The sequence below is a fragment of the Rhodococcus sp. 06-1474-1B genome (assembly GCF_002258885.1).
Taxonomy (GTDB): domain Bacteria; phylum Actinomycetota; class Actinomycetes; order Mycobacteriales; family Mycobacteriaceae; genus Rhodococcoides; species Rhodococcoides fascians.
In genome coordinates, this window is sequence record NZ_NOYR01000006.1 from 77,367 (window position 1) to 100,269 (window position 22,903).

The 22,903-nt window shown below is 65.3% G+C and carries 17 protein-coding genes and 1 tRNA gene; 8 read left to right on the top strand and 10 right to left on the bottom strand.

What is annotated here, in order from left to right:
• Positions 1–44: 44 nt before the first annotated feature.
• On the top strand, positions 45–1,676 hold the full coding sequence (locus CH266_RS01300; protein ID WP_094714492.1) for an alpha/beta hydrolase: 1,632 nt from the start codon (positions 45–47) through the stop codon (positions 1,674–1,676).
• Here the strand turns inward: CH266_RS01300 and CH266_RS01305 are convergent.
• Positions 1,665–2,054 (bottom strand): hypothetical protein, encoded by a 390-nt coding sequence (locus CH266_RS01305; protein WP_094714493.1) that lies wholly within the window; start codon positions 2,052–2,054, stop codon positions 1,665–1,667. The two genes, CH266_RS01300 and CH266_RS01305, sit on opposite strands and share 12 nt — an antisense overlap.
• Before the next feature lie 82 nt (positions 2,055–2,136).
• Between CH266_RS01305 and CH266_RS01310 the strand changes: the two genes are divergently transcribed.
• On the top strand, positions 2,137–2,673 hold the full coding sequence (locus CH266_RS01310) for a peptidylprolyl isomerase (protein ID WP_094621787.1): 537 nt from the start codon (positions 2,137–2,139) through the stop codon (positions 2,671–2,673).
• Positions 2,674–2,697: 24 nt separating this feature from the next.
• The gene (locus CH266_RS01315) at positions 2,698–3,615 is read left to right on the top strand and encodes a rhomboid family intramembrane serine protease (RefSeq protein WP_094714494.1); all 918 of its coding nucleotides are present in this window, start codon (positions 2,698–2,700) and stop codon (positions 3,613–3,615) included.
• Between the two features lie 218 nt (positions 3,616–3,833).
• Here the strand turns inward: CH266_RS01315 and CH266_RS01320 are convergent, their stop codons facing one another.
• On the bottom strand, positions 3,834–4,319 hold the full coding sequence (locus CH266_RS01320; RefSeq protein ID WP_045841529.1) for a PH domain-containing protein: 486 nt from the start codon (positions 4,317–4,319) through the stop codon (positions 3,834–3,836).
• 36 nt (positions 4,320–4,355) lie between these two features.
• Positions 4,356–4,619: a cell division protein CrgA gene (gene crgA / locus CH266_RS01325; protein WP_027494985.1), complete on the bottom strand. Its 264-nt coding sequence runs from the start codon at positions 4,617–4,619 to the stop codon at positions 4,356–4,358.
• Positions 4,620–4,822: 203 nt separating this feature from the next.
• Between crgA and CH266_RS01330 the strand changes: the two genes are divergently transcribed.
• Entirely contained in the window at positions 4,823–5,569 is a 747-nt protein-coding gene (locus tag CH266_RS01330; RefSeq protein ID WP_032367617.1) for a DUF881 domain-containing protein, read from the top strand.
• A gap of 13 nt (positions 5,570–5,582) precedes the next feature.
• Positions 5,583–6,224, top strand: a complete 642-nt coding sequence (locus CH266_RS01335; RefSeq protein WP_032371409.1) for an aminodeoxychorismate/anthranilate synthase component II — start codon at positions 5,583–5,585, stop codon at positions 6,222–6,224.
• A gap of 10 nt (positions 6,225–6,234) precedes the next feature.
• On the opposite strand, the gene pknB is transcribed toward CH266_RS01335, so the two are convergent.
• From pknB to CH266_RS01370, 7 genes are all read right to left on the bottom strand, one after another.
• On the bottom strand, positions 6,235–8,169 hold the full coding sequence (gene pknB / locus CH266_RS01340) for a Stk1 family PASTA domain-containing Ser/Thr kinase (protein WP_032381885.1): 1,935 nt from the start codon (positions 8,167–8,169) through the stop codon (positions 6,235–6,237).
• Positions 8,166–9,542: a serine/threonine-protein kinase gene (locus CH266_RS01345; RefSeq protein ID WP_032381886.1), complete on the bottom strand. Its 1,377-nt coding sequence runs from the start codon at positions 9,540–9,542 to the stop codon at positions 8,166–8,168. The genes pknB and CH266_RS01345 overlap by 4 nt, the downstream gene beginning before the upstream one ends.
• A 6-nt stretch (positions 9,543–9,548) precedes the next feature.
• Entirely contained in the window at positions 9,549–11,033 is a 1,485-nt protein-coding gene (locus CH266_RS01350; RefSeq protein WP_032367613.1) for a peptidoglycan D,D-transpeptidase FtsI family protein, read from the bottom strand.
• Positions 11,030–12,487: an FtsW/RodA/SpoVE family cell cycle protein gene (locus CH266_RS01355; RefSeq protein WP_027494979.1), complete on the bottom strand. Its 1,458-nt coding sequence runs from the start codon at positions 12,485–12,487 to the stop codon at positions 11,030–11,032. The genes CH266_RS01350 and CH266_RS01355 overlap by 4 nt, the downstream gene beginning before the upstream one ends.
• Entirely contained in the window at positions 12,484–13,929 is a 1,446-nt protein-coding gene (locus CH266_RS01360; RefSeq protein WP_032385262.1) for a PP2C family protein-serine/threonine phosphatase, read from the bottom strand. The genes CH266_RS01355 and CH266_RS01360 overlap by 4 nt, the downstream gene beginning before the upstream one ends.
• Positions 13,926–14,390 (bottom strand): FHA domain-containing protein FhaB/FipA, encoded by a 465-nt coding sequence (locus tag CH266_RS01365; RefSeq protein ID WP_027494977.1) that lies wholly within the window; start codon positions 14,388–14,390, stop codon positions 13,926–13,928. The genes CH266_RS01360 and CH266_RS01365 overlap by 4 nt, the downstream gene beginning before the upstream one ends.
• Before the next feature lie 180 nt (positions 14,391–14,570).
• A complete protein-coding gene (locus CH266_RS01370; protein WP_094714495.1) occupies positions 14,571–16,040 on the bottom strand; it encodes a DUF3662 and FHA domain-containing protein in 1,470 nt (489 codons plus the stop codon).
• A gap of 207 nt (positions 16,041–16,247) precedes the next feature.
• Between CH266_RS01370 and CH266_RS01375 the strand changes: the two genes are divergently transcribed.
• The 3 genes from CH266_RS01375 (at position 16,248) to CH266_RS01385 (ending at position 22,791) form a co-directional block, all read left to right on the top strand.
• Positions 16,248–16,333 (top strand) — tRNA-Leu (locus CH266_RS01375).
• A 424-nt stretch (positions 16,334–16,757) separates the two neighbouring features.
• Entirely contained in the window at positions 16,758–21,347 is a 4,590-nt protein-coding gene (gene gltB / locus CH266_RS01380) for a glutamate synthase large subunit (RefSeq protein WP_032385264.1), read from the top strand.
• Positions 21,340–22,791, top strand: a complete 1,452-nt coding sequence (locus CH266_RS01385; protein WP_032367609.1) for a glutamate synthase subunit beta — start codon at positions 21,340–21,342, stop codon at positions 22,789–22,791. The genes gltB and CH266_RS01385 overlap by 8 nt, the downstream gene beginning before the upstream one ends.
• The last annotated feature ends 112 nt before the right edge of the window (positions 22,792–22,903 follow it).

Genomic DNA, 22,903 nt, shown 5'->3' on the forward strand with positions numbered 1-22,903 from the left:
CGTTGACTCGTCGAGTACGACGACAACTCTGCGGGGGGATTGCGATGGTCACGCTCGATGACGTCAGATCATGGGACAGTCAGGCGCTGACCGCCGTCTCGAATCAGTTCATGCACAGTTGGCGTGAATTGACCGCCGTGCACAGCTCACTGCTGGAGACCGTCGTCGACGACGGATGGCAGGGCCCCGCGGCAACGGCATACCGAGATGCCATGGGAGCTCTCCGTGCACAGGTGGGGGACTGTGCGACGGAGCTACTGCGGGTAGCGCTGTGCACCACTCCGGCGGCCATCGACATGGCCGAACTCGTCTCGGCGCTGACCGCTGTGGAAGCGGACGCCGCGCGCGAGCACTTCGATATCCGACGCGACGGTTCGGTGACCGACGTGCTGACGTCGTATTCGGTTGCGCAGCAGGACCTGTCGTCGACCATTCGCGATCGGCGTCGCCGTTGCACCGAGTTGGCCGAACGCATCACCCAACTGATGCGAGCCGCGACCGCGTTCGACGACGACCTTGCCCGACGCCTCGCCGGCGACATCTCACCGGGGAGCGTGAGAACAGCAGGGGTATCGGAAGTGCCGGTCGCTGGGAGCCCGGCCACGAATGCGGCGTTCTGGAGCGCTCTCTCGCCCGCCGAGCGCACTCGACTGCTCGTCGAGCACCCGGCTCTCATCGGTAATCTCGACGGCGTGCCGGGCCGAATTCGGGATTCAGCGAACCGTCGGGTACTTGCCAGTGAGCGCCTCCGACTGCAGGCTGTGGCTGATGAACTCGGAAACCAATTGAAGGACAACATCTTCGGAGGATTGTTCAGTGATGCCGACGCCGGCTTGGAACAGACGCGAACGCGGTTGAGCTCGCTCGACGCGATCGAGAGCACTCTGGCGCAGGGTGACAGGCAACTGTTGGCGCTCGACAATTCCACGTATGCGGAGACCACTGCCGCGATTGCAATAGGTGACGTCGACACGGCAACGCACGTGGCGGTGTTCGTACCCGGCCTCGGCTCGACGGTCCACGGAGACGCGGTACGTTACGACGGCGACCTGGAAGATCTCAAAACAACTGTGGAACAGATATTTTCGGAGGATCCGCCGCCCACCGTCGCAGCCGTGACGTGGATGAACTACCAGGCACCACAGCTGGGATGGGGCCTGCTCGATCCCGATCGGACCGTCGTATCCGATGCAGCAGCGCACGCGGGGGCGACGCGATTGGTGCCCTTTCTGGAGGGCCTCGATGCGGCCCGGTCGAACGATCCACATCTGTCGGTGCTCGCACACTCGTACGGATCATTGACCGCAGCCGCTGCCCTGCACGAAAGCACCGGCGTCGACGAGTTCGTGGCCCTCGGATCACCTGGCCTCGGCACCGACAGTGTGACCGACCTACAGGTTCCCGACGGTCACGTTTTCGCGGCGGAGGCGCGCGGGGACATCGTTGCTGACATCGGTGCCTTCGGTCGCGATCCCGGCACACTCGATGGAGTGACCCAACTGGCGACCGACGAGGGCGACGGGCGTCCGGGCACGACAGGTCACGGCGACTACCTCACGGACGGTTCGAGCGTCGAACACAACGTCGCGCTGGTCGTCGCCGGCCGGGGTGACGATGCAGAAACCAGGCCCCGGCCGGGCCTGTTCGATCTACTACAGAAGCTTCTATACCTGTGACGTCGACTCGTCTTCGTAATCGACCAAGCTGGGCGGCGCATCTGCGGGCGGCGGCACCTCGTGGCGGCGACGGCTGAGGTAGAACACGACACCTCCGACGACGACAGCGGCAGCTCCGAGCGCCAGGACGCGATGCTTGTTTCCCGGCGTCCGATCAGTCGTGAGAGCTGCCTTGGTCAGATCGGCCCGGGCAATGCGCTCGGCAGTCGCCGCGCGACGCTGCGCAGCCTGCTTACGCGCCAGACCGTAGCCGCGCTTGGCGAGCAACAGGCCCACTCCGGCAGGGCCCTTGCTCACGACGGAAGCGGCACCGAGCAGCGTCGACGCCGCCGTACCGGTGGAGGAGTGAACCCGCTCGGTTTTCGTTGTGCTCGTCATGCCCTCACTGTTCCACAACAGCGCCCCGATCGACCCTCCCGATACACCACCTGTGAACTACCCGGTCGCTCGAGATGGCACGATGGTGAGCGTGACTTCACCAAACAAGACCCAAACGGCAACGCTGCACACCAACCGCGGCGACATCGTCATCGAACTGTTCGGCAATCACGCCCCCAAGACCGTCGCGAACTTCGTCGGTCTCGCGGACGGGTCGAAGGAATACACGACGCAGAACGCGTCGGGTGCCAAGACCGGACCGTTCTACGACGGCGCAGTCTTCCACCGCGTCATCGACGGTTTCATGATCCAGGGCGGCGACCCGACCGGAACCGGCACCGGCGGACCGGGCTACAAGTTCGAGGACGAGTTCCACCCGGAGCTCTCCTTCGACCGCCCGTACCTGCTGGCCATGGCCAACGCAGGCCCCGGCACCAACGGCTCGCAGTTCTTCATCACCACCGGCAAGACCCCGCACCTCAACCGCAAGCACAGCATCTTCGGTGAGGTCACGGACGAGGCGTCCAAGAAGGTCGTCGACGCCATCTCGAGCACGCAGGTCGGCCGCGGCGATCGCCCCGTGGAAGAGGTCGTCATCAACAGCATCACCATCGCCTGATTCGGTTGTAGAAGGAATTACACGATGACAAACCCCGGCTGGGGTGGCGCGTACGGCGACCAGCCCAACCCACCCCAGTCGGTGTGCGTCAGACATCCCGATCGCCCGACCGGCCTGGCCTGCTCTCGATGCGGCCGGCCCGCGTGCCCACAGTGCCTGCAGCCCGCGGCCGTCGGGCAACACTGCGTCGACTGTGTTCGCGACGGTAACAAGAACGTCCGGACCGCGCGTACGGTCGCCGGCGCGCCGATGACACGCTCCGCCAAGACACCCCTGACCTTCGCGCTGATCGCGATCAACGTCGTGATCTTCGGCATCACCGCCGCTCAATCCGGCGACCTCATGAGCAATTTCCGGGGATCGTCGCTGGCCGACGCCTGGGCACTGAACAGCCTGCTGGTCGCGGACGGCGATGTGTGGCGCCTCCTCAGCAGTGGGTTCATCCACATAGGACCCGTCCACCTGCTGGTGAACATGTTCGCCCTGTACATCATCGGCCGAGACGTCGAACTGGTGCTGGGCCGTAGCCGCTATCTCGCCGTCTACTTCCTGTCGCTGCTCGGTGGCAGCGCATCGGTCATGCTGTTCGAGAACCCCCTCGCCGCCACCGCCGGGGCGTCGGGTGCCGTATTCGGATTGCTCGGCGCACAGGCCGTCATTTTGCTGCGACTCAAGCGCTCCCCGACCCCGGTCCTGATCGTGATCGCGCTGAACATCTTCATCAGCATCTCCATCCCCAGCATCTCGCTGTGGGGTCACATGGGCGGACTGGTCGCCGGAGCGGCAGCCACCGCCGGATTGGTGTTCCTACCCAACCGCAACGGCGCGCAGCCTCGTGCCGGGATATCCCTCGCCTGGCTCTCCGTGGCCGCAGTAGCCCTGATAGCCCTGGGCACCATCGCGGTCCGAGTCCTCGACCTCCGCGCGCAGATGGGCCTCTGAAGTCCACTAAATGTGCCATTGACCCCCGAAAAGGCCACTGGACGTCACATTGACTCCCGACGACGCCGATACGCGGGCTCGGCAATCACCCTGGGCTGCTGGCTGGTACCTGGCGGCTTTGCGACGGCTCACTGGTCCACTAAATGTGCCATTGACCCCCGAAAAGTCCACTGAACGTCACATTGAGTACCCCGGAGGGGGTCGGTGACGGTGGGCGGTCAGTTGTTCGGCGGCACCAGACCGTAGGTGTCGAGTACTTCGAACACGTCGCGTGGGTCGGCTCCCAGGTCCCATCGACCGAAGATGATGAGTCGATCGTCGTCCTCGTCGGGTGGGCGGACGTCCAGTTCGAGCATCGGTACTCGTCGTCCCAGTCTCGGGTAGCGGACCACTTTGATTTGGACGATGTCGGCGCGCGAGTACGTACGTGTGCCGGTGAGTCGTTTCATCACCAGGGAGCCGTCGGGTGTGATGGCGAGTCGGGGGCGTTGTGCGGCCGCGAGGGCTGCCATTACCCAGGTTCCGACGGCGGCGAGTCCGACGAGGAAGGTTCCGGCAGCGTCCGAGGAGGCGAGGACGGCACCGATGGCGAGTGCGATACCGCCTGCCACCAGCGCGCCGACGGCTACGGCCGGCGTCGCCCATCGGTGTTCGTACACACCCTGTGGATGGTTTGGAAAGTTATCCACAGGGTTTATCCACATTGGGGATGAATGACATGGGTGTAACTCGGCCGGCTCTCAGCGCCATCGCATGGTCATGACGAGGCCGACGACCATGAAGCCGAATCCGATGAGGAAGTTGTACGCACCGAGGTTGCCGATGAACGAGATGTCTTCCTGGGCCAGGTAGTACACGATCAGCCACAGCAGCCCTACCAGCATGAATCCGAGCATCAGGACCACGTACCAGACCGGCGACGGGCCGGCGTTGACCTTTACCGGCGTGCGGTTGGCCGGGTTGATCGTGTAGTCGTTCTTCTTCCGTACCTTCGACTTCGGCATTGCGTCCTCTTCGTGTTCTTGACGGTCATCGGCGTGCGCCGTGCCTGTGGACAACTGACGGTGACAACCTGTGGATCGATCGAGTTGCGTGCATCCCCAGGTTATTGTCTCCCGGAGAGCCGTGGCGGTCATCCACCCCGTTTGTAGTACACGCTAACTCAGATCAGCGCAGCACCGACCTACCGAACAGTGGCGAGCACTCTGTGAGACGACGATCGACCGATTCCTCCGAGACCCGATGGTGGGTGCTCGCTGTGGCGGTGTGCGCTGTGGTCGGTCTGCTGCTCGGAACCACGCGACATGCCTCGGACGGCAACGAGTTGCGGGGCGGTGACACGACACGGCTCGCCGATCTGGTCGATTCGGCCCAGAGAAGCAGCGACGATGCGCTGCGCAGTAGAGATGCGCTGGAGCAGCAGGTCGATCTCCTGCAGCAGCGTACGGCGGCGGGCGACTCCGAGGTGGCCGACGCGTTGGCCCGGGTCGACGCCCTCTCGGACGCGGCGGGTCGGGAGGAGGCGTCCGGCACGGGGTTGACGGTGACGATGGCCGACGCTCCACGCGGTCCCGACGGGTCCTATGCGTCCGACGCGTCTCCGGACGACCTGGTGGTTCATCAGGTCGACGTGCAGAGTGTCCTCAACGCCCTGTGGGCCGGCGGTGCGTCGGCGATGGCGATGCAGGATCAGCGTCTGGTGGCGTCGTCGGCACCGCGGTGTATCGGGAACACGCTGCTACTGGGCGGCCGGACGTACAGTCCGCCGTACGTGATGACGGCTCTCGGCGACCCGGATCGACTGCGGGCGGCGCTGGACAACGAGCCCGGGGTGCGGCTGTACGAGCAGTATGCGCTGCGCTATGGCCTCCGCTACGAGGTCGCGGCCTATCAGAACCTCTCGGTTCCGGCGTACACCGAATCGGTGCGCATGCGTTTCGCGGAGCCGCGCTGAGTACGCTGTCGACATGCGCATTCTCGTCGTCGACAACTACGACAGCTTCGTCTTCAACCTCGTCCAGTACCTGGGCCAGTTGAACGCCGAGGTCGAGGTGTGGCGCAACGACGACGAGCGACTCGCCGATCGCGACGCTGTCGCCGCGGAGTTCGACGGCATTCTGCTCAGCCCGGGCCCGGGAACCCCGCAGCGCGCCGGGGCCACGATGGACCTGGTCTCGGCGAGCGCGCGGGCCAAAACCCCACTGCTCGGTGTCTGTCTGGGCCATCAGGCCATCGGAGCCGCGTTCGGTGCCACGGTCGAGAAGGCCCCGGAGCTGCTGCACGGTAAGACCAGCCTCGTCCATCACACCGGCGTTGGCGTCCTGGAGGGGATGGGCGAGCCGTTCACGGCCACCCGCTATCACTCGCTGACCGTCCGCGAGGACACCATCCCCGCGGAGCTCGAGATCATCGGCCGTACCGAATCCGGCCTGGTGATGGCCATGAGGCACACCGAGCTACCCATTCACGGCGTGCAGTTCCATCCGGAGTCCATCCTCACCGAGGGCGGGCACCGGATGCTGGCCAACTGGCTCGCAGTGTGCGGTATGCCCACCGATTCCGGTTTGGTGGGAACCCTGGAGGCGCAGGTCGCCGAGGCCTTCGCCTGATCGTCGATCGCTAACGCCCGGGGATACCCAGGGCACCGATGCTGATCGTGACGGTGTCGGACTTGCTGATCTCGGACCCTGCCGGCTGCGTCTGATTCACCACTCGCCCGACCATCAACGGATCCAGCGTCGCTTCCCTTGTCGCCGTCAGTTCCGCTGCCGTGCCCGTCCAGCCGGCCGACTGCAGCGCGGCCAACGCCTGCGCCTCGGTCAGACCGGCGAGGTCGGGCATGGGGATCTTGTCGCCGTTCGACACGCGCAGCGTGACGACGGTGTTCTCGGTGACATTGGTGCCGCCCACGGGGTCTGTGGAGACGACCTGACCCGTCGGCTGTCCCGAGTCGATGTTTTGAACCTGGACGCGCAGTCCGGCTCCCTCGACGTTCGGCTGCGCCACGTTCACGAGTTGCCCCACGACATCGGGCATCCGAACCTGCGCGGGCCCGGTGCCCAGCGTGATGCGGACCTGCGAGTTGGCGTTCATGCTCACGCCCGAGGACGGATTCTGCTCGACGACCTTGTCGAGGTTCTCGGGTGTCGACGGAGCACGGGCGACGGTGGCATCGAGCTGGAGGCCCACCTCGTTCAGTGCATCCGACGCCTGCTGCTGGGTGAGGCCGGTCAGTCGAGGAACCTGCACCTGCTGCGGTCCGGAGGACACGTCGAGCTGGATGTTCCCCGGCGATTCGGTCTGTGATCCGGCCGCCGGATTGGTGCCGATGGCCGAGCCTTCCGGAATCGCCGCGTCGGGCTTCTCCTGGATGCTCACTCGCAGGCCGGCTTCTTCGAGTTGACGCTGCGCCTCGTCTGCGGACAGTCCTACGACGGTGGGCACGGCGACGGTCTTGGGGTCGGCACCGGGACCGAGCGACCACAGGAAGGCACCGACGATAGCGACGACGATGATCGCGGCCGCCGAGATCAACGCAATCTTGAGGCCGCGGCGGTTCTTCGGTTCCTCGTAGTCCTCCGTGTGGCGCGACGACCGAGGCACCGCCGTAGCGGCGGGCTTGTCCTTGCCGGAGAAATCGGCCTGACGAGAATCGACGGAGCCGAGGATGGTGGTTCGATCCTCGTCGTTCATCACCATGGGCGCACTCGGGCGCTGTCCACCCAGAACGCGGACCAGGTCGGTACGCATCTCGGCGGCGCTCTGGTAGCGATTGGCCGGGTTCTTGGCCATTGCCTTGAGGATGATCGAGTCGAGTTCGCGTGGGACGGTGTCGTTGACCAGAGACGGCAGCTGGGGGTCTTCACGGACGTGCTGGTAGGCGACGGCGACCGGCGAATCCCCCTTGAACGGCGGCTCGCCGGTGAGGATCTCGAACAGCACGCAGCCGAGCGAGTAGACGTCCGAACGCGCATCGACCTGTTCCCCGCGGGCCTGCTCGGGCGAGAGGTACTGCGCGGTTCCGATCACGGCGGCGGTCTGAGTCATCGGCGAGGACGAGTCGGCGATGGCACGGGCGATGCCGAAGTCCATCACCTTCACCGCGCCGGCGTTGTTGATCATGATGTTGGCGGGTTTGACGTCGCGGTGCACGATGCCGTTGCGGTGGCTGAAATCGAGCGCAGCACAGACGTCGGCGATGACCTCCATGGCCCGACGCGGCTCCATGGGTCCTTCGGCGCGCACGATGTCGCGCAGGGTGTCGCCGTCGACGTATTCCATGACGATGAACGGGAGCGGACCGGCTTCGGTCTCCGCTTCACCGGTGTCGTAGACGGCGACGATGGCGGGGTGATTGAGCGCAGCAGCGTTCTGTGCCTCACGTCGGAACCTCAGGTAGAACGTGGGGTCGCGAGCGAGGTCGGCGCGCAGAACCTTGATGGCGACGTCACGATCGAGTCGTGTGTCCCGAGCGAGGTGAACCTCGGACATACCGCCGAAACCGAGTATCTCGCCCAGCTCGTAGCGAGAGGAGAGCGTACGGGGAGTCGTCATCGTTGTCCTTGTGGTGCTTGCGGGAACGGAATCTCGATCAGCGGCCTGCGAGTCGTCGTCTGGGTGGGCTGCGCCGAGGTCGTCGTGCTCTCTTCGGTGGTCGTCGGCTCCTCCGAGGTGGTCGTGGTCGTCGTGGTGGTGGTGGTCGTTTCTTCGGTGGTCGTGGTTTCTTCGGTGGTGGTCGTCGGCTCGGTGGTCGTTGTGGTCGTGGTCGTCGGCTGCGTGGTGGTCGTCGGCTGCACGAACGGTGTCGGCGCGTCGTCCCTTCCACCGGTCAGCAGTACGTAACCGCCGATCAGGATGGCCAACAGCAGGAGCGCGCCGCCGCCCCAGGCCAACGCCTTCTGTGCCGAGGACATGCCGGTCTGCTCGGGAACCGCTGCAGCTGCAGTGCCGGTAGCCGGGCCCCGGTAATCCCGTTGCGAGGTCGGCATCATCTGGGTGCTCGACGGCGGAGGCGGCTGCGGGCTGGGCACGACCCCGGGCATCATGACTCTCCCGGTTCCGGTACCGCGCGAGTTGCCGGGTGCAGGCGGCCGACGGCCGGCGCGAACTGCGGCGACGGCGTCGGCGAATTCACCGCCGTTGGCGTACCGGGCGGCCGGATCCTTGACCATCGTGATCTCGATGAGCTCACGGACGGCAGGTGGTAGGTCGACCGGCATGGGTGCCGGTGCTTCGCGGACGTGTTTCATGGCGACGGTCAAGGCACCGTCGCCCACGAAAGGCCGTGTGCCCGCGAGTACTTCGTATCCGACGACGCCGAGTGAGTAGACGTCGGATGCCGAGGTCGCCTCTTCGCCGAGGGCTTGCTCGGGAGCGATGTACTGGGCGGTGCCCATGACCATTCCGGTCTTGGTGACCGGGGAGGCGTCGACGGCCTTGGCGATGCCGAAGTCGGTGATCTTGACCTGCCCGGTGGGGGTGATCAGGATGTTGCCGGGCTTGACGTCGCGGTGGACGACCCCTGCCGTGTGCGCGATCTGCAGTGAGCGCCCGGTTTGTTCGAGCATGTCGAGGGCATGGCCGAGCGGCAGGCGCGACATGCGACCCAGCACTGCGTTGAGGGGTTCGCCGTTGACCAGTTCCATCACCAGGTAGGCGAGCGATTCGCCTGCACCGTCGCGGGTCTCGCCGTAGTCGTACACCCCGGCGATTCCGGGGTAGTTCAGCTGAGCGGTGGTACGGGCCTCGAACCTGAAGCGCTGCAAGAACTCCGGATCCTCGGAGAACTCGGCTTTGAGTACCTTCACGGCGACACGGCGGTCGAGGCGATTGTCCATCGCCTCCCAGACCTGTCCCATGCCGCCGGTGGCGATGAGGCGCAGCAGTCTGTAGCGCTGCGCGATGACGGCTCCGTTACTCAGTGGCACCGATGCTCACCTCCCCTGCAATGCGGCGGCGATGACGGCGCGGCCGATGGGTGCTGCGACCGAACCGCCGGTGGCGGCGAGGGCTCGATCTCCGCCGTCCTCGACGATGACGGCGATGGCGACCTTGGGGTCCTTCGCCGGTGCGAAACCGATGTACCACGCATGGGGCGGGGTGTTGCGAGGATCCGAACCATGTTCTGCGGTACCGGTTTTCGACGCGATCTGCACCCCGGGGATCTTGCCTTCCCCGCTGGTGTTGTTCTCGGAACCGATCATCAGATCGGTCAGGGTCGCGGCCGTGTCGGAGCTGATCGCCTCACCCATCGATTGGGGTTGGTAGCTGGACAGGTCCGACAGGTCGGGAGATTGCAACTGCTGCACCAGGTTCGGAGCCATCCGTACACCGCCGTTGGCGACGGTCGCGGCGATGACGGCGTCCTGCAGCGGGGTGAGCGCCACGTCGCGCTGACCGATGCTGGACTGGCCGAGAGCCGCGTCGTCGTCGATGGATCCGATGGTGCTGTCGGCAACGGTGAGCGGGATGCTGGTGTCCTCTCCGATACCGAACTTGGCGGCGGTCTCGCGCATCTTGTCGGCGCCGGTGTCGATGCCGAGTTCGACGAAGGCGGTGTTGCACGACCGTGCGAACGCCTCACGTAGCGAGGCGGTCTGACCGCCTCCGCACGTCGAACCGTTGTAGTTCTCGAGCGTCGTCGACGTTCCAGGAAGGGTGATGTTCGACGCGGCCGTGAGTTGATCGTCCGGGGTGGCGCCTGCTTGGAGCGCAGCGGCGGTCGTGATCACCTTGAACGTCGATCCCGGTGGGTAGGTCTGCGAGATCGCGCGGTTCACCAGCGGCTTGCCCGGATCGTCGCTCAGGTTCTCCCACGCGGTCGACGTGGTGCTGCCGTCGTGGCTGGCCAGCAGGTTGGGGTCGTAGCTCGGCGTGCTGGCCATGGCGAGAATGTTGCCGGTGGCGGGGTCGAGGGCCACGACGGAGCCGGTGTATCCCTTGGCGGTCAGCTGGTCGTACGCCACCTGTTGGACGACCGGGTCGATGGTGGTGACGACGTTGCCACCGCGGGGATCACGGCCGGAGATGAGGTCGAACAGGCGTCCGCCGAACAACCGGTCGTCGGATCCGTTGAGTACCGGGTCCTCGGCGCGTTCGAGACCGGTGCTCGAGTACAGCATCGAATAGAAGCCGGTGATCGGGGCGTTGGCCTGCGGGCTCGCGGGGGAGATCGAATTCTGCGGGTACGTGCGCAGGTATTTGTAGCGATCGTCGGTGGCAACCGACGATGCGAGAACCTGACCACCCGCCGAGATCTGGCCGCGTTGACGTGAGTACTCGTCGAGCAGAACGCGGGAGTTCCGTGGGTCGGTGCGCAGGTCGTCGGCCTTGATGACCTGAACGTAGGTCGCGTTGGCGAGCAGGGCGACCACCATCACCATGATGGCGATGGAGACGCGGCGTAGGGGAGTGTTCATGCGCGCTTCACCATTTCGGTCGGCGCCTCGGCGATCGGGGCGGCCACAGCGGGCTTCTTCTTGGGGGTCGCAGGCTCACGCGCTGCGTCGGAGATCTTGATCAGCAAGGCCACCAACAGGTAGTTCGCCAGCAACGAGGATCCTCCGTACGACATGTACGGGGTGGTCAGACCGGTCAGCGGGATGAGTTTGGTGACGCCGCCGACGACGACGAACAGCTGGACGGCGACGGTGAACGAGAGCCCGGCGGCGAGCAACTTGCCGAAGCTGTCTCGGACGGCGAGCGCAGTACGCATTCCGCGAATGACGAACAGCAGATACAGGATCAGCACTGCGGCCAAACCGATGAGGCCGAGTTCCTCGCCGACGGTGGCGATGATGAAGTCGGTCTTGGGGAACGGAACCTGCGACGGGCGACCGCTGCCGAGGCCGGTGCCGGCGAGCCCACCGGTGGCCAGACCGAACAGCGACTGGGAAATCTGGTAGCCGGTGTCGTTGTAGTCCGCGAACGGGTCCAGCCAGGTCAGTGTCCGCACGCGCACGTGGCTGAACGCCTGGTAGGCGAAGAAGAATCCGACCATCAGCAGACCGCTGCCGATGATGATCCAGCCGACACGTTCGGTGGCGATGTAGATCATCACCAGAACGGTGCTGAAGATCAGCAGCGACGTGCCCAGGTCCTTCTCGAACACGAGCACCGCGACCGAGACGATCCACACGACGATGATGGGCCCGAGATCGCGAGCGCGCGGGAAGTCCATGCCGAGCCAGTGTTTGCCTGCCGTGGTGAACAGTTCGCGCTTGGACACCAGCAGTGACGCGAAGAAGATCAGCAGCAGAATCTTGGCGAATTCACCGGGCTGCAAACTGAAGCCGGGCAACCGAATCCAGATCTTGGATCCGTTGACCTCGGAGAACGCCGACGGCAGCAGCGCGGGAATGGCGAGAAGGATCAAGCCGGCCAGGCCGAGGGTGTACCCGTAGCGAGCCAGGGTGCGGTAGTCGCGCAGCAGCACCAGCAGTGCCACGAAGCCGGCGATGGCCAGCGTCGTCCACAGCACCTGCTGGTTGGCGTCGGGCGAGGGAATGGGGTTGCCGAGGTACTGCGCCTGTTGCTGATCGGCCAGGTCCAGTCGATGGATCAGCACCAGGCCGAGACCGTTGAGCAGCGCGACGATCGGCAGCAGCAGCGGATCCGCATAGGGGGCGAACCGTCGTACGGCCAAGTGCGCCACCGTCACCAGTGCGAGGTAGGCCAGCGCGTACTTGGCCAGGTCCCAGGTGATCGTCTGTTCCTGGCTGGCTTCGACGAGGATCAACGAGATGGTGGTGATCAGGACCGCGGCACCGAGCAGCAGCAATTCGACATTGCGACGATTCGACTGGATCGGTGCGGGAGCGAACCCACCGGGAGGACTCGGAAAGGAGCCTCCTGCGGACGGATTGGAACTCATCGAGTACCGGTCCTGCAGTTCTGGCCTGGGATCTGCGCGACGGTCGGTGTCGGCACGGCGGTAGTGGTCGGGGCAGCTTCCGGAACGGGCTCCGGCGCGGGCGGAGGCAACGGCACTCCGGGGGGCGCGATGATCGGCGTCGTCGGGGCGGGTGCGGCTGTGGTGGTCACTGCCGGCTCGGTCTCGCAGACCTCCAGTAGGTCTCCCGAGGCCAACCGTTGCACCTGACCGCGGGCGTCGTCGAGAGAGCCCGACGGGAGTCCTGCGGTCACCTGCTCGCGCGCGGCCGGCAACAGGTCGTCGATCTCGAACGGGACGCAATCGGCCGGCGCGGCGTCGGGTGCAGTCAATGTGACGCCACCGTTGTCGTCGAGGCAGCCGATCAATTCCACGCTCTGCAACGAGTACCCGAGAACGGAACCGGGGAGACCGCGCAGCACGGTGACCTTGCTGTTGTCGGCACCGACGTAGTAATTGCCCTTGATCACCGAATTGGCAACCACGACACCGATTCCGGCCAACACGATCAGGGTCAGCGCGATCAGCGACCACCGCAGTTTGTGCGACTTCTTCTCCGGTGTCACCACAGGGGCGGTCACGCGCTTGGGCGTCGTGCGCGGGGGACGCATGGCGGCGGCGCGGCCCGCTGCAGTGTTCGGCGGCGGAGCGTCTTCTTCGTCCTCGGTGCTGGCTGCGCCGCCGAGAATCGGGTGGCTCTGGCCGTAGTCGAGGTCGATGACGTCGGCGACGACGACGGTGACGTTGTCCGGGCCACCGCTGCGCAGGGCTAGTTCGATGAGGCGGTCGGCGCACGGCCCGGTCTCGCCCTCGGCGAGGGTGTTCTCGATGGTTTCGTCGCTCACGACGTCCGACAAACCGTCGGAGCACAACAGGTAGCGGTCGCCGGCACGGACCTCGCGGACGGTGAGCGTCGGCTCGATCTCGTTACCGGTCAGCGCCCTCATGATCAGTGAGCGTTGCGGGTGCGTGTGCGCCTGTTCGGCGGTGATGCGGCCTTCGTCGACCAGTGACTGGACGAACGTATCGTCGCGGGTGATCTGAGTGAGCGAGCCGTCGCGCAGCATGTAGGCACGCGAGTCACCGATGTGCACCAGACCCATTCGCTTGCCCGCGAACAGGATTGCGGTCAGCGTGGTTCCCATGCCGTCGAGTTCGGGCTCGTCTTCCACCTGGTCGGCGATGGAGGCGTTGCCCTCGCGGGTGGCGGCTTCGAGTTTGCCGAGCAGATCCTCGCCCGGTTCGTCGTCGTCGAGGTGCGCCAGCGCGGCGATCATCAACTGCGAGGCCACTTCGCCTGCGGCGTGACCGCCCATGCCGTCGGCCAGAGCCAACAGTCGCGCACCTGCGTAGACGGAGTCCTCGTTGTTGGAGCGAACGAGACCGCGATCGCTGCGGGCGGCGTAGCGGAGAACAAGGGTCACGGGCGCAACTCGATCACGGTCTTGCCGACGCGAACCGGAGTTCCCAGTGGAACGCGTACAGCGGTGGTGACCTTGGCTCGATCGAGGTAGGTGCCGTTGGTCGAGCCCAGGTCTTCGACGTACCAATCTCCGCCGCGAGGCGAGAGGCGAGCGTGCCTGGTGGACGAATAGTCGTCTGTCAGAACGAGAGTCGAATCGTCTGCGCGTCCGATCAGAACCGGCTGAGTGCCGAGCGAGATGCGCGTGCCGGCGAGGCCGCCCTGGGTCACCACGAGGTACTTCGCCACCTTCTGCTTGTTGAACGACGGGAGCACCTTCGAGCCACCGGAGTAGCGGGCGGGCACACGCATACCGGCTGCGGCATAGATGTCACTGCGCAGCGTCCGAAGAACGGCCCAGACGAAGAACCACAACAGAAGCAGAAAACCTGCCCTGGTCAGTTGCAGAATCAATCCCTGCACGACGATTCACCTCCTCCTTCGCGATCGGACCTGCATCCCCCACAATCCGACGCGGCGGCGCGACAGACATGGTTGTCTCGCAGCATCATAGGGTGCAGTCGCTCGTGTGGACGACATACGGGTGGGCGAACCTGCGAGTCGAGGAGACGAACATCTCGGTCGGCCGGGCCACTCCGGTGATCAGACGATCCGGACCAGAATCTCGGAGTGACCGGCGCGGATCACGTCGCCGTCGGCCAGTTGCCAATCCTGGACGGGTGCACCGTTGACGGTGGTTCCGTTGGTGGATCCCAGATCGGACAGCATGGCCACTCGGCCGTCCCAGCGAATCTCGATGTGTCGGCGTGACACTCCGGTGTCGGGGAGGCGGAACTGGGCGTCCTGGCCGCGCCCGATGATGTTCTGTCCGTCCCGGAGCTGGAAGTAGCGGCCGCTGCCGTCCTCGAGCTGAAGGGTCGCGGCGAGCGCCTGGGGCTGACCTGCGTAGGACGCCGACTGGTCGTAGCCGTAGCCGTCCCCGCGATCACCGGCACCCTGGGGGTAGCCGCGGCCGTAGGGCGCTTGGGCAGGCGGGTAGTCGTAGGCGGGCTGCTGGTAGCCCTGCTGTGGGTAACCGGCACCCTGCGGCTCGGCATAGCGGCCGGCGGGCTCGCCGTACGCCTGCTCCTGGTAGGGAGCCTCGCTGTAGGCACCGCCCTGCTCGCCACCGTTGTAGTCGTAGCCGGCACCGTTGTAGCCCTGGGCGTCGTAACCCTGGGCGTTGTAGCCCTGCGCGTCGTAACCCTGGGCGTTGTAGCCCGCTCGGTCGTAGCCGTGGGCGTCGTAACCCTGCTCCTGGCCGTTGGGTGCTCCGTAGGCCTGGTCGTATCCCTGCTCCTGGCCGCCGGCGGCGCTGTAGGCCTGGCCGTGCTGGGCGTACGGCTGCTCGTCGTAGCCCTGGTTCTCGTAGCCCTGGGCGTTGTACGGCTGCTGGTCGTAGCGCTGATCTCGATCGGCGGGCGCGTAACCCTGCGCGTCGTATCCGTTCTGCTCACGCGCCGCGTAGCGGGGATCCTGGCCACCGGCGTATCCGTTGCGCGCGCGCGGATCCGGACGATGTCCGTCCGCGGGGTCGCGCTGCGGGTCGTAGCCTGGGTTCTGCGTCATGTGGCCGGCTCCTGGTATCGACATCGGTGGGGCAGTCGGTCGCTGCGTGGCTGAAGGGACGGGACGGGCTGGCTGTGCCGACGCGTTCTGCTGAACAGAGCTGTTCTGCGCAGCAATCGCCGATCGTCCCACATCGGGATCGACCGAGCCACTGGCCCGGAACTGTCCGGTGTGAAGGGTGGGCGACGGTTCGAAGCGAACCACCACGTCACCGTAGGTCTGCCACCCCTGATCACGGATGTAATCGTCCAGGTGACGCGAGAAAGCCTTGACCGTGAGCTCGCGATCACCGGCAAGTTCCTCGTGATCCGAGCTGTTGATCGTGATCACGTAGTTGTTGGGTGCCAGGTAATGACCGCCGTCCAAGGGGCGAACGAGATCGGACGCCTCCTGTTGCAGCGCCGCCTCGACTTCGGCCGGTACGACGCCGCCGCCGAACACGCGGGCGAAGACGTCGCCGACAGCGCTCTGCAGCTTGCGTTCGAAACGCTGAACGATGCCCATCGTGACCCCTCCTCTCACTGTGTTCTTCCACCCTGTGGTGCCTGTTGCCTACAACGCTGCAACGGCCGCGTGTCATCACGAAGTCGCGCTGCAAGCATGATATACGGTGCGGCCGACAGCAACGCTGTGCCGCCGGTTGCTCGGGGCAGCTCGAGACGGCGATTTTCGAGCACGGCGGGGTGCGTGTTAGTGTTCTCGCCGTCACCCGGGCGGGTGGCGGAATGGCAGACGCGCTGGCTTCAGGTGCCAGTGTCCTTCGGGACGTGGGGGTTCAAGTCCCCCTCCGCCCACCACACTGGCCGCAGCTGATCTCGATCGCTGCGGCCAGTAGTTTCTTCGAACCCCGGCGTATGAGCGCGGGTGATGCCTTACATTCGTGTAGTTCGACAACGATGTCGACGTGTCGATGCAGAGCCGGATTCCGGACCCCGTCGATTCGGTGGAAAATCGCAGGTGAGAGCCCGAAGTAGGCTTACCTTATTTGCGAGAGCACCCTGGTACTGACTTATCGTTCGTAATTGGATCGGCCTCACCACGGCCTGATCCGTCGAGACCTTCACTTTTCTACCACGAGCCCACCCGCCCGTGCAGAGGAAAGCGTGGAAGATCGACAGGTGCTGCTTCAACGGCGAGGACGCACCGCAGGCCGTTCGAGCAGCCGGTTACACCACACCGTCGCCGACGAGTTTCAAGGCTGGACTTATCCGAAGGCTAGGTATGAAGCACACTCCGGGCCCGCAAGGCCTCTACGATCCCGTCAACGAACACGACTCCTGTGGTGTCGCATTCGTGGTGGACATGCACGGTCGCCGCAGTCGCGACATCGTCGAGAAGGCGATCACCGCACTGGTCAACCTCGAGCACCGCGGTGCCGCGGGCTCCGAACCGAACACCGGCGACGGTGCGGGCATTCTGATCCAGGTACCGGACGCGTTCTTCCGCGCCGTCGTAGATTTCGAGCTCCCCGCACCCGGTGCCTACGCAACCGGTGTCGCATTCCTGCCGCAGGGCCGCAGCGACGCAGCGCGCGCGTGCGAGGGTGTCGAGCGCATCGTCGAGAGCGAAGGCATGACCGTCCTCGGATGGCGTGAGGTCCCCACCGACGACTCCTCCTTGGGCGCGTTGGCTCGCGACGCGATGCCGACGTTCCGTCAGTTGTTCTTCTCCGCTCCCGACGCGGCGATCACCGACCTCGAACTCGAGCGTCGTGCCTTCGTCATTCGCAAGCGCGTCGAACACGAGTTGGGTGAAGAGGGCGCAGGCAAGGACGGCCCCGGTCGCGAGACCGTGTACTTCCCGTCGCTGTCCTCGCAGACGTTCGTCTACAAGGGCATGCTGACCACGCCCCAGCTCAAGGGCTTCTACCTCGACCTGCAGGACGAGCGCGTCGAAAGTGCACTGGGACTTGTGCATTCGCGTTTCTCGACCAACACGTTCCCGTCGTGGCCGTTGGCCCACCCGTTCCGGCGGGTCGCACACAACGGTGAGATCAACACCGCGACCGGCAACGAGAACTGGATGCGCGCCCGCGAGGCCCTCATCACCTCCGACGTATTCGGTGGCTCGGAAGCGCTCGAGAAGATCTTCCCCGTCGTCACCCACGGAGCCAGTGACACAGCACGTTTCGACGAGGTGCTCGAACTGCTGCACCTCGGCGGCCGCAGCCTGCCGCATGCCGTGCTGATGATGATTCCCGAGGCCTGGGAGCGGCACGAATCCATGGACCCCGCGCGTCGGGCGTTCTACAAGTACCACTCCTCGTTGATGGAGCCCTGGGACGGACCGGCCTCGGTGTGCTTCACCGACGGCACCGTCATCGGCGCAGTTCTGGACCGCAACGGTCTTCGCCCCAGCCGCCTGTGGGTCACCGACGACGGCTTGGTCGTCATGGCTTCCGAGGTCGGCGTGCTGGACATCGACCCGTCCAAGGTCGTCCGCAAGGTGCGTCTGCAGCCGGGCCGGATGTTCCTGGTGGACACCGCACAGGGCCGCATCGTCTCCGACGACGAGATCAAGGACGAACTCGCCGCCGAGCACCCGTACCAGCAGTGGCTCGACGAGGGCCTGACGTCGATCGACGATCTGCCCGAGCGGCCGCACGTGCACATGCCGCACGATCGCGTGCTGATTCGCCAGCAGATCTTCGGATACACCACCGAGGAACTGAACGTGCTGGTCTCGCCGATGGCGAAGTCCGGTGCCGAGGCCATCGGTTCGATGGGTACCGATACCCCGATCGCCGTGCTGTCGGCACGTCCGCGGATGTTGTTCGACTACTTCTCGCAGCTGTTCGCCCAGGTCACCAACCCGCCGCTCGACGCGATCCGTGAAGAGATCGTCACCAGCCTCGGCGGCACCATCGGTCCCGAGGGCGATCTGCTCAACCCGGGTGCCGACGGCTGCAAGCAGATCGTGCTGCCCCAGCCGATCCTGCACAACGACGACCTCGCCAAGCTCGTCCACATCAACGACGAGGGCACGCAGGAAGAGCTGCGCTCGGTGGTCGTGCGTGGCCTGTACCCGGTTGCCGAAGGCGGTGAAGGTCTCCGAAAGGCGTTGGAGGCCATCCGCGCTCAGGTTTCCGCTGCCATTTCGGGCGGGGCGCGGATCATCGTGCTCTCCGACCGAGAGTCCAGTGAGAAGCTCGCTCCGATTCCGTCGTTGCTCCTCACCTCGGCAGTGCACCACCATCTCGTTCGTGAGAAGACGCGCACCAAGGTCGGTCTCATCATCGAAGCCGGTGACGCCCGCGAGGTGCACCACATGGCTCTGCTCATCGGATTCGGTGCGGCAGCGGTCAATCCGTACATGGCTTTCGAGTCGATCGAGGACATGATCGAGCGCGGTGCCCTCACCGGCATCGACTTCGACAAGGCCGTCGGCAACTACATCAAGGCCGCAGGCAAGGGCGTGCTGAAGGTGATGTCCAAGATGGGCATCTCGACTCTCGCGTCGTACACCGGAGCCCAGCTGTTCCAGGTCATCGGCCTGTCGCAGGAACTGGTCGACGAGTACTTCACCGGGCTCAACAGCCACCTCGGCGGTATCGATCTCGACCAGGTCGCCGACGACGTCGCAGCGCGACATGGCGTCGCGTACCTCGACAACCGTCAGGAACGCGCACACCGTGAGCTCGAGACGGGCGGCGAGTACCAGTGGCGTCGGGAAGGGGAGTACCATCTCTTCAACCCCGACACCGTCTTCAAGCTGCAGCACTCCACCCGCACCGGTCAGTACGACATCTTCAAGGAATACACGAAGATGGTCGACGACCAGTCCGAGCGGCTCGCGTCGCTGCGCGGTCTGTTCCGCTTCAAGACCGAAGAGCGACAGGCTATTTCGATCGACGAGGTCGAGCCGGCCAGCGAGATCGTCAAGCGTTTCTCCACGGGCGCGATGAGCTACGGCTCCATCTCGGCCGAGGCACACGAGACCCTCGCCATCGCGATGAACCGTCTCGGCGGACGCTCGAATTCCGGTGAGGGCGGCGAGGACGTCTCGCGCTTCGAGCCGGACGAGAACGGCGATTGGCGACGCAGTGCCATCAAGCAGGTCGCGTCGGGACGTTTCGGCGTCACCTCGCACTACTTGACGAACTGCACCGACATCCAGATCAAGATGGCGCAGGGAGCCAAGCCCGGTGAGGGCGGCCAGCTTCCGGCTCACAAGGTGTACCCGTGGGTCGCCGAGGTTCGGCACTCGACGCCGGGTGTCGGTCTGATCTCGCCGCCGCCGCACCACGACATCTACTCGATCGAGGATCTCGCGCAGCTGATCCACGACCTGAAGAACGCGAACCCGTCGGCTCGCATCCACGTCAAGCTCGTCTCCGAGGTCGGCGTCGGCACCGTTGCGGCGGGTGTGTCCAAGGCGCACGCGGACGTGGTGCTCATCTCGGGCCACGACGGCGGCACCGGCGCGACGCCGTTGACGTCGGTCAAGCACGCAGGTGGACCGTGGGAGCTCGGCTTGGCCGAGACCCAGCAGACGTTGCTGCTCAACGGTCTTCGCGATCGCATCGTCGTGCAGGTGGACGGCCAGCTCAAGACCGGCCGCGACGTCATGGTCGCTGCTCTGCTCGGCGGCGAGGAGTTCGGTTTCGCCACCGCTCCGCTCGTCGTGTCGGGCTGCATCATGATGCGCGTCTGCCACCTCGATACCTGCCCCGTCGGTGTTGCGACACAGAACCCGTTGCTGCGCAAGCGTTTTGCGGGCAAGCCCGAGTTCGTCGAGAACTTCTTCATGTTCATCGCCGAAGAGGTGCGTGAGCTCATGGCCGAGCTCGGCTTCCGCACGCTCGACGAAGCCGTCGGCCAGGTCGGTCTACTTGACACGACCGCGGCCAAGGAGCACTGGAAGGCGTCGAAGCTCGATCTGTCGCCGATCCTCGAAGAGGTCGAATCGGCGTTCATGAACCAGAACCTGTACAACACAGGCGTTCAGGATCACGGTCTCGACAAAGCCCTGGATCAGCAGCTGATTTCGGCCAGCCGCAATGCGTTGGACAAGGGCGAGAAGGTCGCGTTCGAGTCCAAGATCACCAACGTCAACCGCACCGTCGGCACGATGCTCGGACACGAGGTGACCAAGGCATACGGCGGCGTCGGCCTCCCGGACGACACCATCGAGATCACGTTCACCGGCTCGGCCGGCAACAGTTTCGGTGCGTTCGTGCCCTCCGGTATGACGTTGCGCCTCAACGGAGACGCCAACGACTTCGTCGGCAAGGGCCTGTCCGGTGGACATCTCGTGCTGCGGCCGTCGCTGAACGCTCCGAAGGGATTCGTGGCCGAGGACAACATCATCGGCGGCAACGTGTTCCTGTTCGGTGCCACCAGCGGTGAAGCCCTGATCCGCGGCGTCGTCGGCGAGCGGTTCGCGGTTCGTAACTCCGGTGCCGTTGCTGTCGTCGAAGGCGTCGGCGATCACGGCTGCGAGTACATGACCGGCGGCAAGGTCGTCATCCTCGGCACGACGGGACGAAACTTCGGTGCCGGCATGTCCGGCGGCGTCGCGTTCATCTTCGATCCGAACAAGACGTTCGAGGCCAACCTCAACACCGAGCTGGTCGACATCGACGAGCTAGAGGGCGACGAATTCACCTGGTTGAAGGACATCGTCACACGTCACCAGGAGCAGACCGGCTCCGAGGTGGCCGAGCGGATCCTCGCGGATTGGTCACAGCAGGTGAACCATTTCGTGAAGGTCATGCCTCGCGACTACAAGAAGGTACTGCTGGCCATCTCCGAAGCCGAGAAGAACGGCGCGGACGTGGACGAAGCGATCATGGAGGCAGCTCGTGGGTGACCCACAGGGATTTTTGAAGAACACGGTTCGCGAAGTACCCAAGCGGCGGCCCGTCGATCTGCGCCTGATGGACTGGAAAGAGGTCTACGAGGACTTCTCGAAGGACACTCTGCGCACCCAGGCCAGCCGATGCATGGACTGTGGCATTCCGTTCTGCCACAACGGTTGTCCCCTCGGGAACCTGATTCCCGAGTGGAACGACCTGGTGTTCAAGGATCGCTGGCGCGACAGCATCGATCGCCTGCACGCCACCAACAACTTTCCGGAATTCACCGGACGGTTGTGCCCCGCCCCGTGCGAGGCGGCGTGTGTCCTGGGTATCAACCAGGATCCGGTGACCATCAAGCAGGTCGAGGTCGAGATCATCGACAAGGCCTTCGAGGAAGGCTGGGTCACGCCGGTCTACCCGACGCACCTGACCGGCAAGACCGTCGCCGTCGTCGGCTCCGGACCCGCCGGACTTGCTGCAGCGCAGCAGCTCACCCGCGCCGGCCACACCGTCACGGTGTTCGAGCGTGCCGATCGCATCGGCGGATTGCTGCGCTACGGCATTCCCGAGTTCAAGATGGAGAAGCGCCACATCGATCGTCGGCTCGCGCAGATGGAGGCCGAGGGCACCGTCTTCCGCACGGGTGTCGATGTGGGCGTGGATATCTCGGCCGACGAACTGCGTGAGCAGTTCGACGCCGTCGTCCTCTCCGGCGGTGCCACCGCCTGGCGCGACCTGCCCATCGAGGGCCGCGAACTCGACGGCATCTACCAGGCCATGGAGTTCCTGCCGCACGCCAACCGCGTCCAGCAGGGCGACTTCGAGCAGCCGCCCGTCAGTGCCGAGGGCAAGAAGGTCGTCATCATCGGCGGCGGCGACACCGGGGCCGACTGCCTGGGCACCTCGCACCGTCAGGGCGCGGCGAGCGTCCACCAGTTCGAGATCATGGCCCGTCCGCCCGAGGAGCGTGCCACCTCCACCCCGTGGCCGACGTACCCGCTGATGTACCGCGTCGCGTCCGCACACGAGGAAGGCGGCGAGCGCGTCTTCTCCGTCAACACCGAGCGTTTCGTCGGTGAGAACGGCAAGGTCACCGCACTCGAAGCCTGCGAGGTCGAATTCAAGGCCGGCAAGTTCGAGAAGATCGAAGGCAGCGAGTTCACCCTCGAAGCCGATCTCGTGCTCCTCGCCATGGGCTTCGTCGGACCCGACAAGGGCGGTCTGCTGACCGACCTGGGCGTCGACTTCAACCAGCGCGGAAACGTCGAACGCACCAACGAGTGGGTCACCAACGTGCCCGGCGTCTTCGTCGCCGGAGACATGGGCCGCGGTCAGTCGCTCATCGTGTGGGCCATCGCCGAGGGTCGCTCCTGCGCGGCCGCCGTCGACACCTTCCTGCAGGGAGCAACGGCGTTGCCGTCGCCGATCGTGCCCACCCAGGCGCCGCAGCGGTAGGTAGTTTTTCGCCCGTCCCGTCGGGATCAATGTCCCTTTGTTGCACTCTGAGCGACTGAAAGCCGCATTGATCCCGACGGGGGCGACCGATCCCGACGGGGGCGCGACCGAT

Excerpts from the sequence above, each read along its gene's own strand:
- CH266_RS01300 (WP_094714492.1), top strand. The coding sequence starts at position 45 with ATGGTCACGCTCGATGACGTCAGATCATGGGACAGTCAGGCGCTGACC.
- CH266_RS01305 (WP_094714493.1), bottom strand. The coding sequence starts at position 2,054 with ATGACGAGCACAACGAAAACCGAGCGGGTTCACTCCTCCACCGGTACG.
- CH266_RS01310 (WP_094621787.1), top strand. The coding sequence starts at position 2,137 with ATGGTGAGCGTGACTTCACCAAACAAGACCCAAACGGCAACGCTGCAC.
- CH266_RS01315 (WP_094714494.1), top strand. The coding sequence starts at position 2,698 with ATGACAAACCCCGGCTGGGGTGGCGCGTACGGCGACCAGCCCAACCCA.
- CH266_RS01320 (WP_045841529.1), bottom strand. The coding sequence starts at position 4,319 with ATGTGGATAAACCCTGTGGATAACTTTCCAAACCATCCACAGGGTGTG.
- crgA (WP_027494985.1), bottom strand. The coding sequence starts at position 4,619 with ATGCCGAAGTCGAAGGTACGGAAGAAGAACGACTACACGATCAACCCG.
- CH266_RS01335 (WP_032371409.1), top strand. The coding sequence starts at position 5,583 with ATGCGCATTCTCGTCGTCGACAACTACGACAGCTTCGTCTTCAACCTC.
- pknB (WP_032381885.1), bottom strand. The coding sequence starts at position 8,169 with ATGACGACTCCCCGTACGCTCTCCTCTCGCTACGAGCTGGGCGAGATA.
- CH266_RS01350 (WP_032367613.1), bottom strand. The coding sequence starts at position 11,033 with ATGAACACTCCCCTACGCCGCGTCTCCATCGCCATCATGGTGATGGTG.
- CH266_RS01355 (WP_027494979.1), bottom strand. The coding sequence starts at position 12,487 with ATGAGTTCCAATCCGTCCGCAGGAGGCTCCTTTCCGAGTCCTCCCGGT.
- CH266_RS01370 (WP_094714495.1), bottom strand. The coding sequence starts at position 16,040 with ATGGGCATCGTTCAGCGTTTCGAACGCAAGCTGCAGAGCGCTGTCGGC.
- gltB (WP_032385264.1), top strand. The coding sequence starts at position 16,758 with ATGAAGCACACTCCGGGCCCGCAAGGCCTCTACGATCCCGTCAACGAA.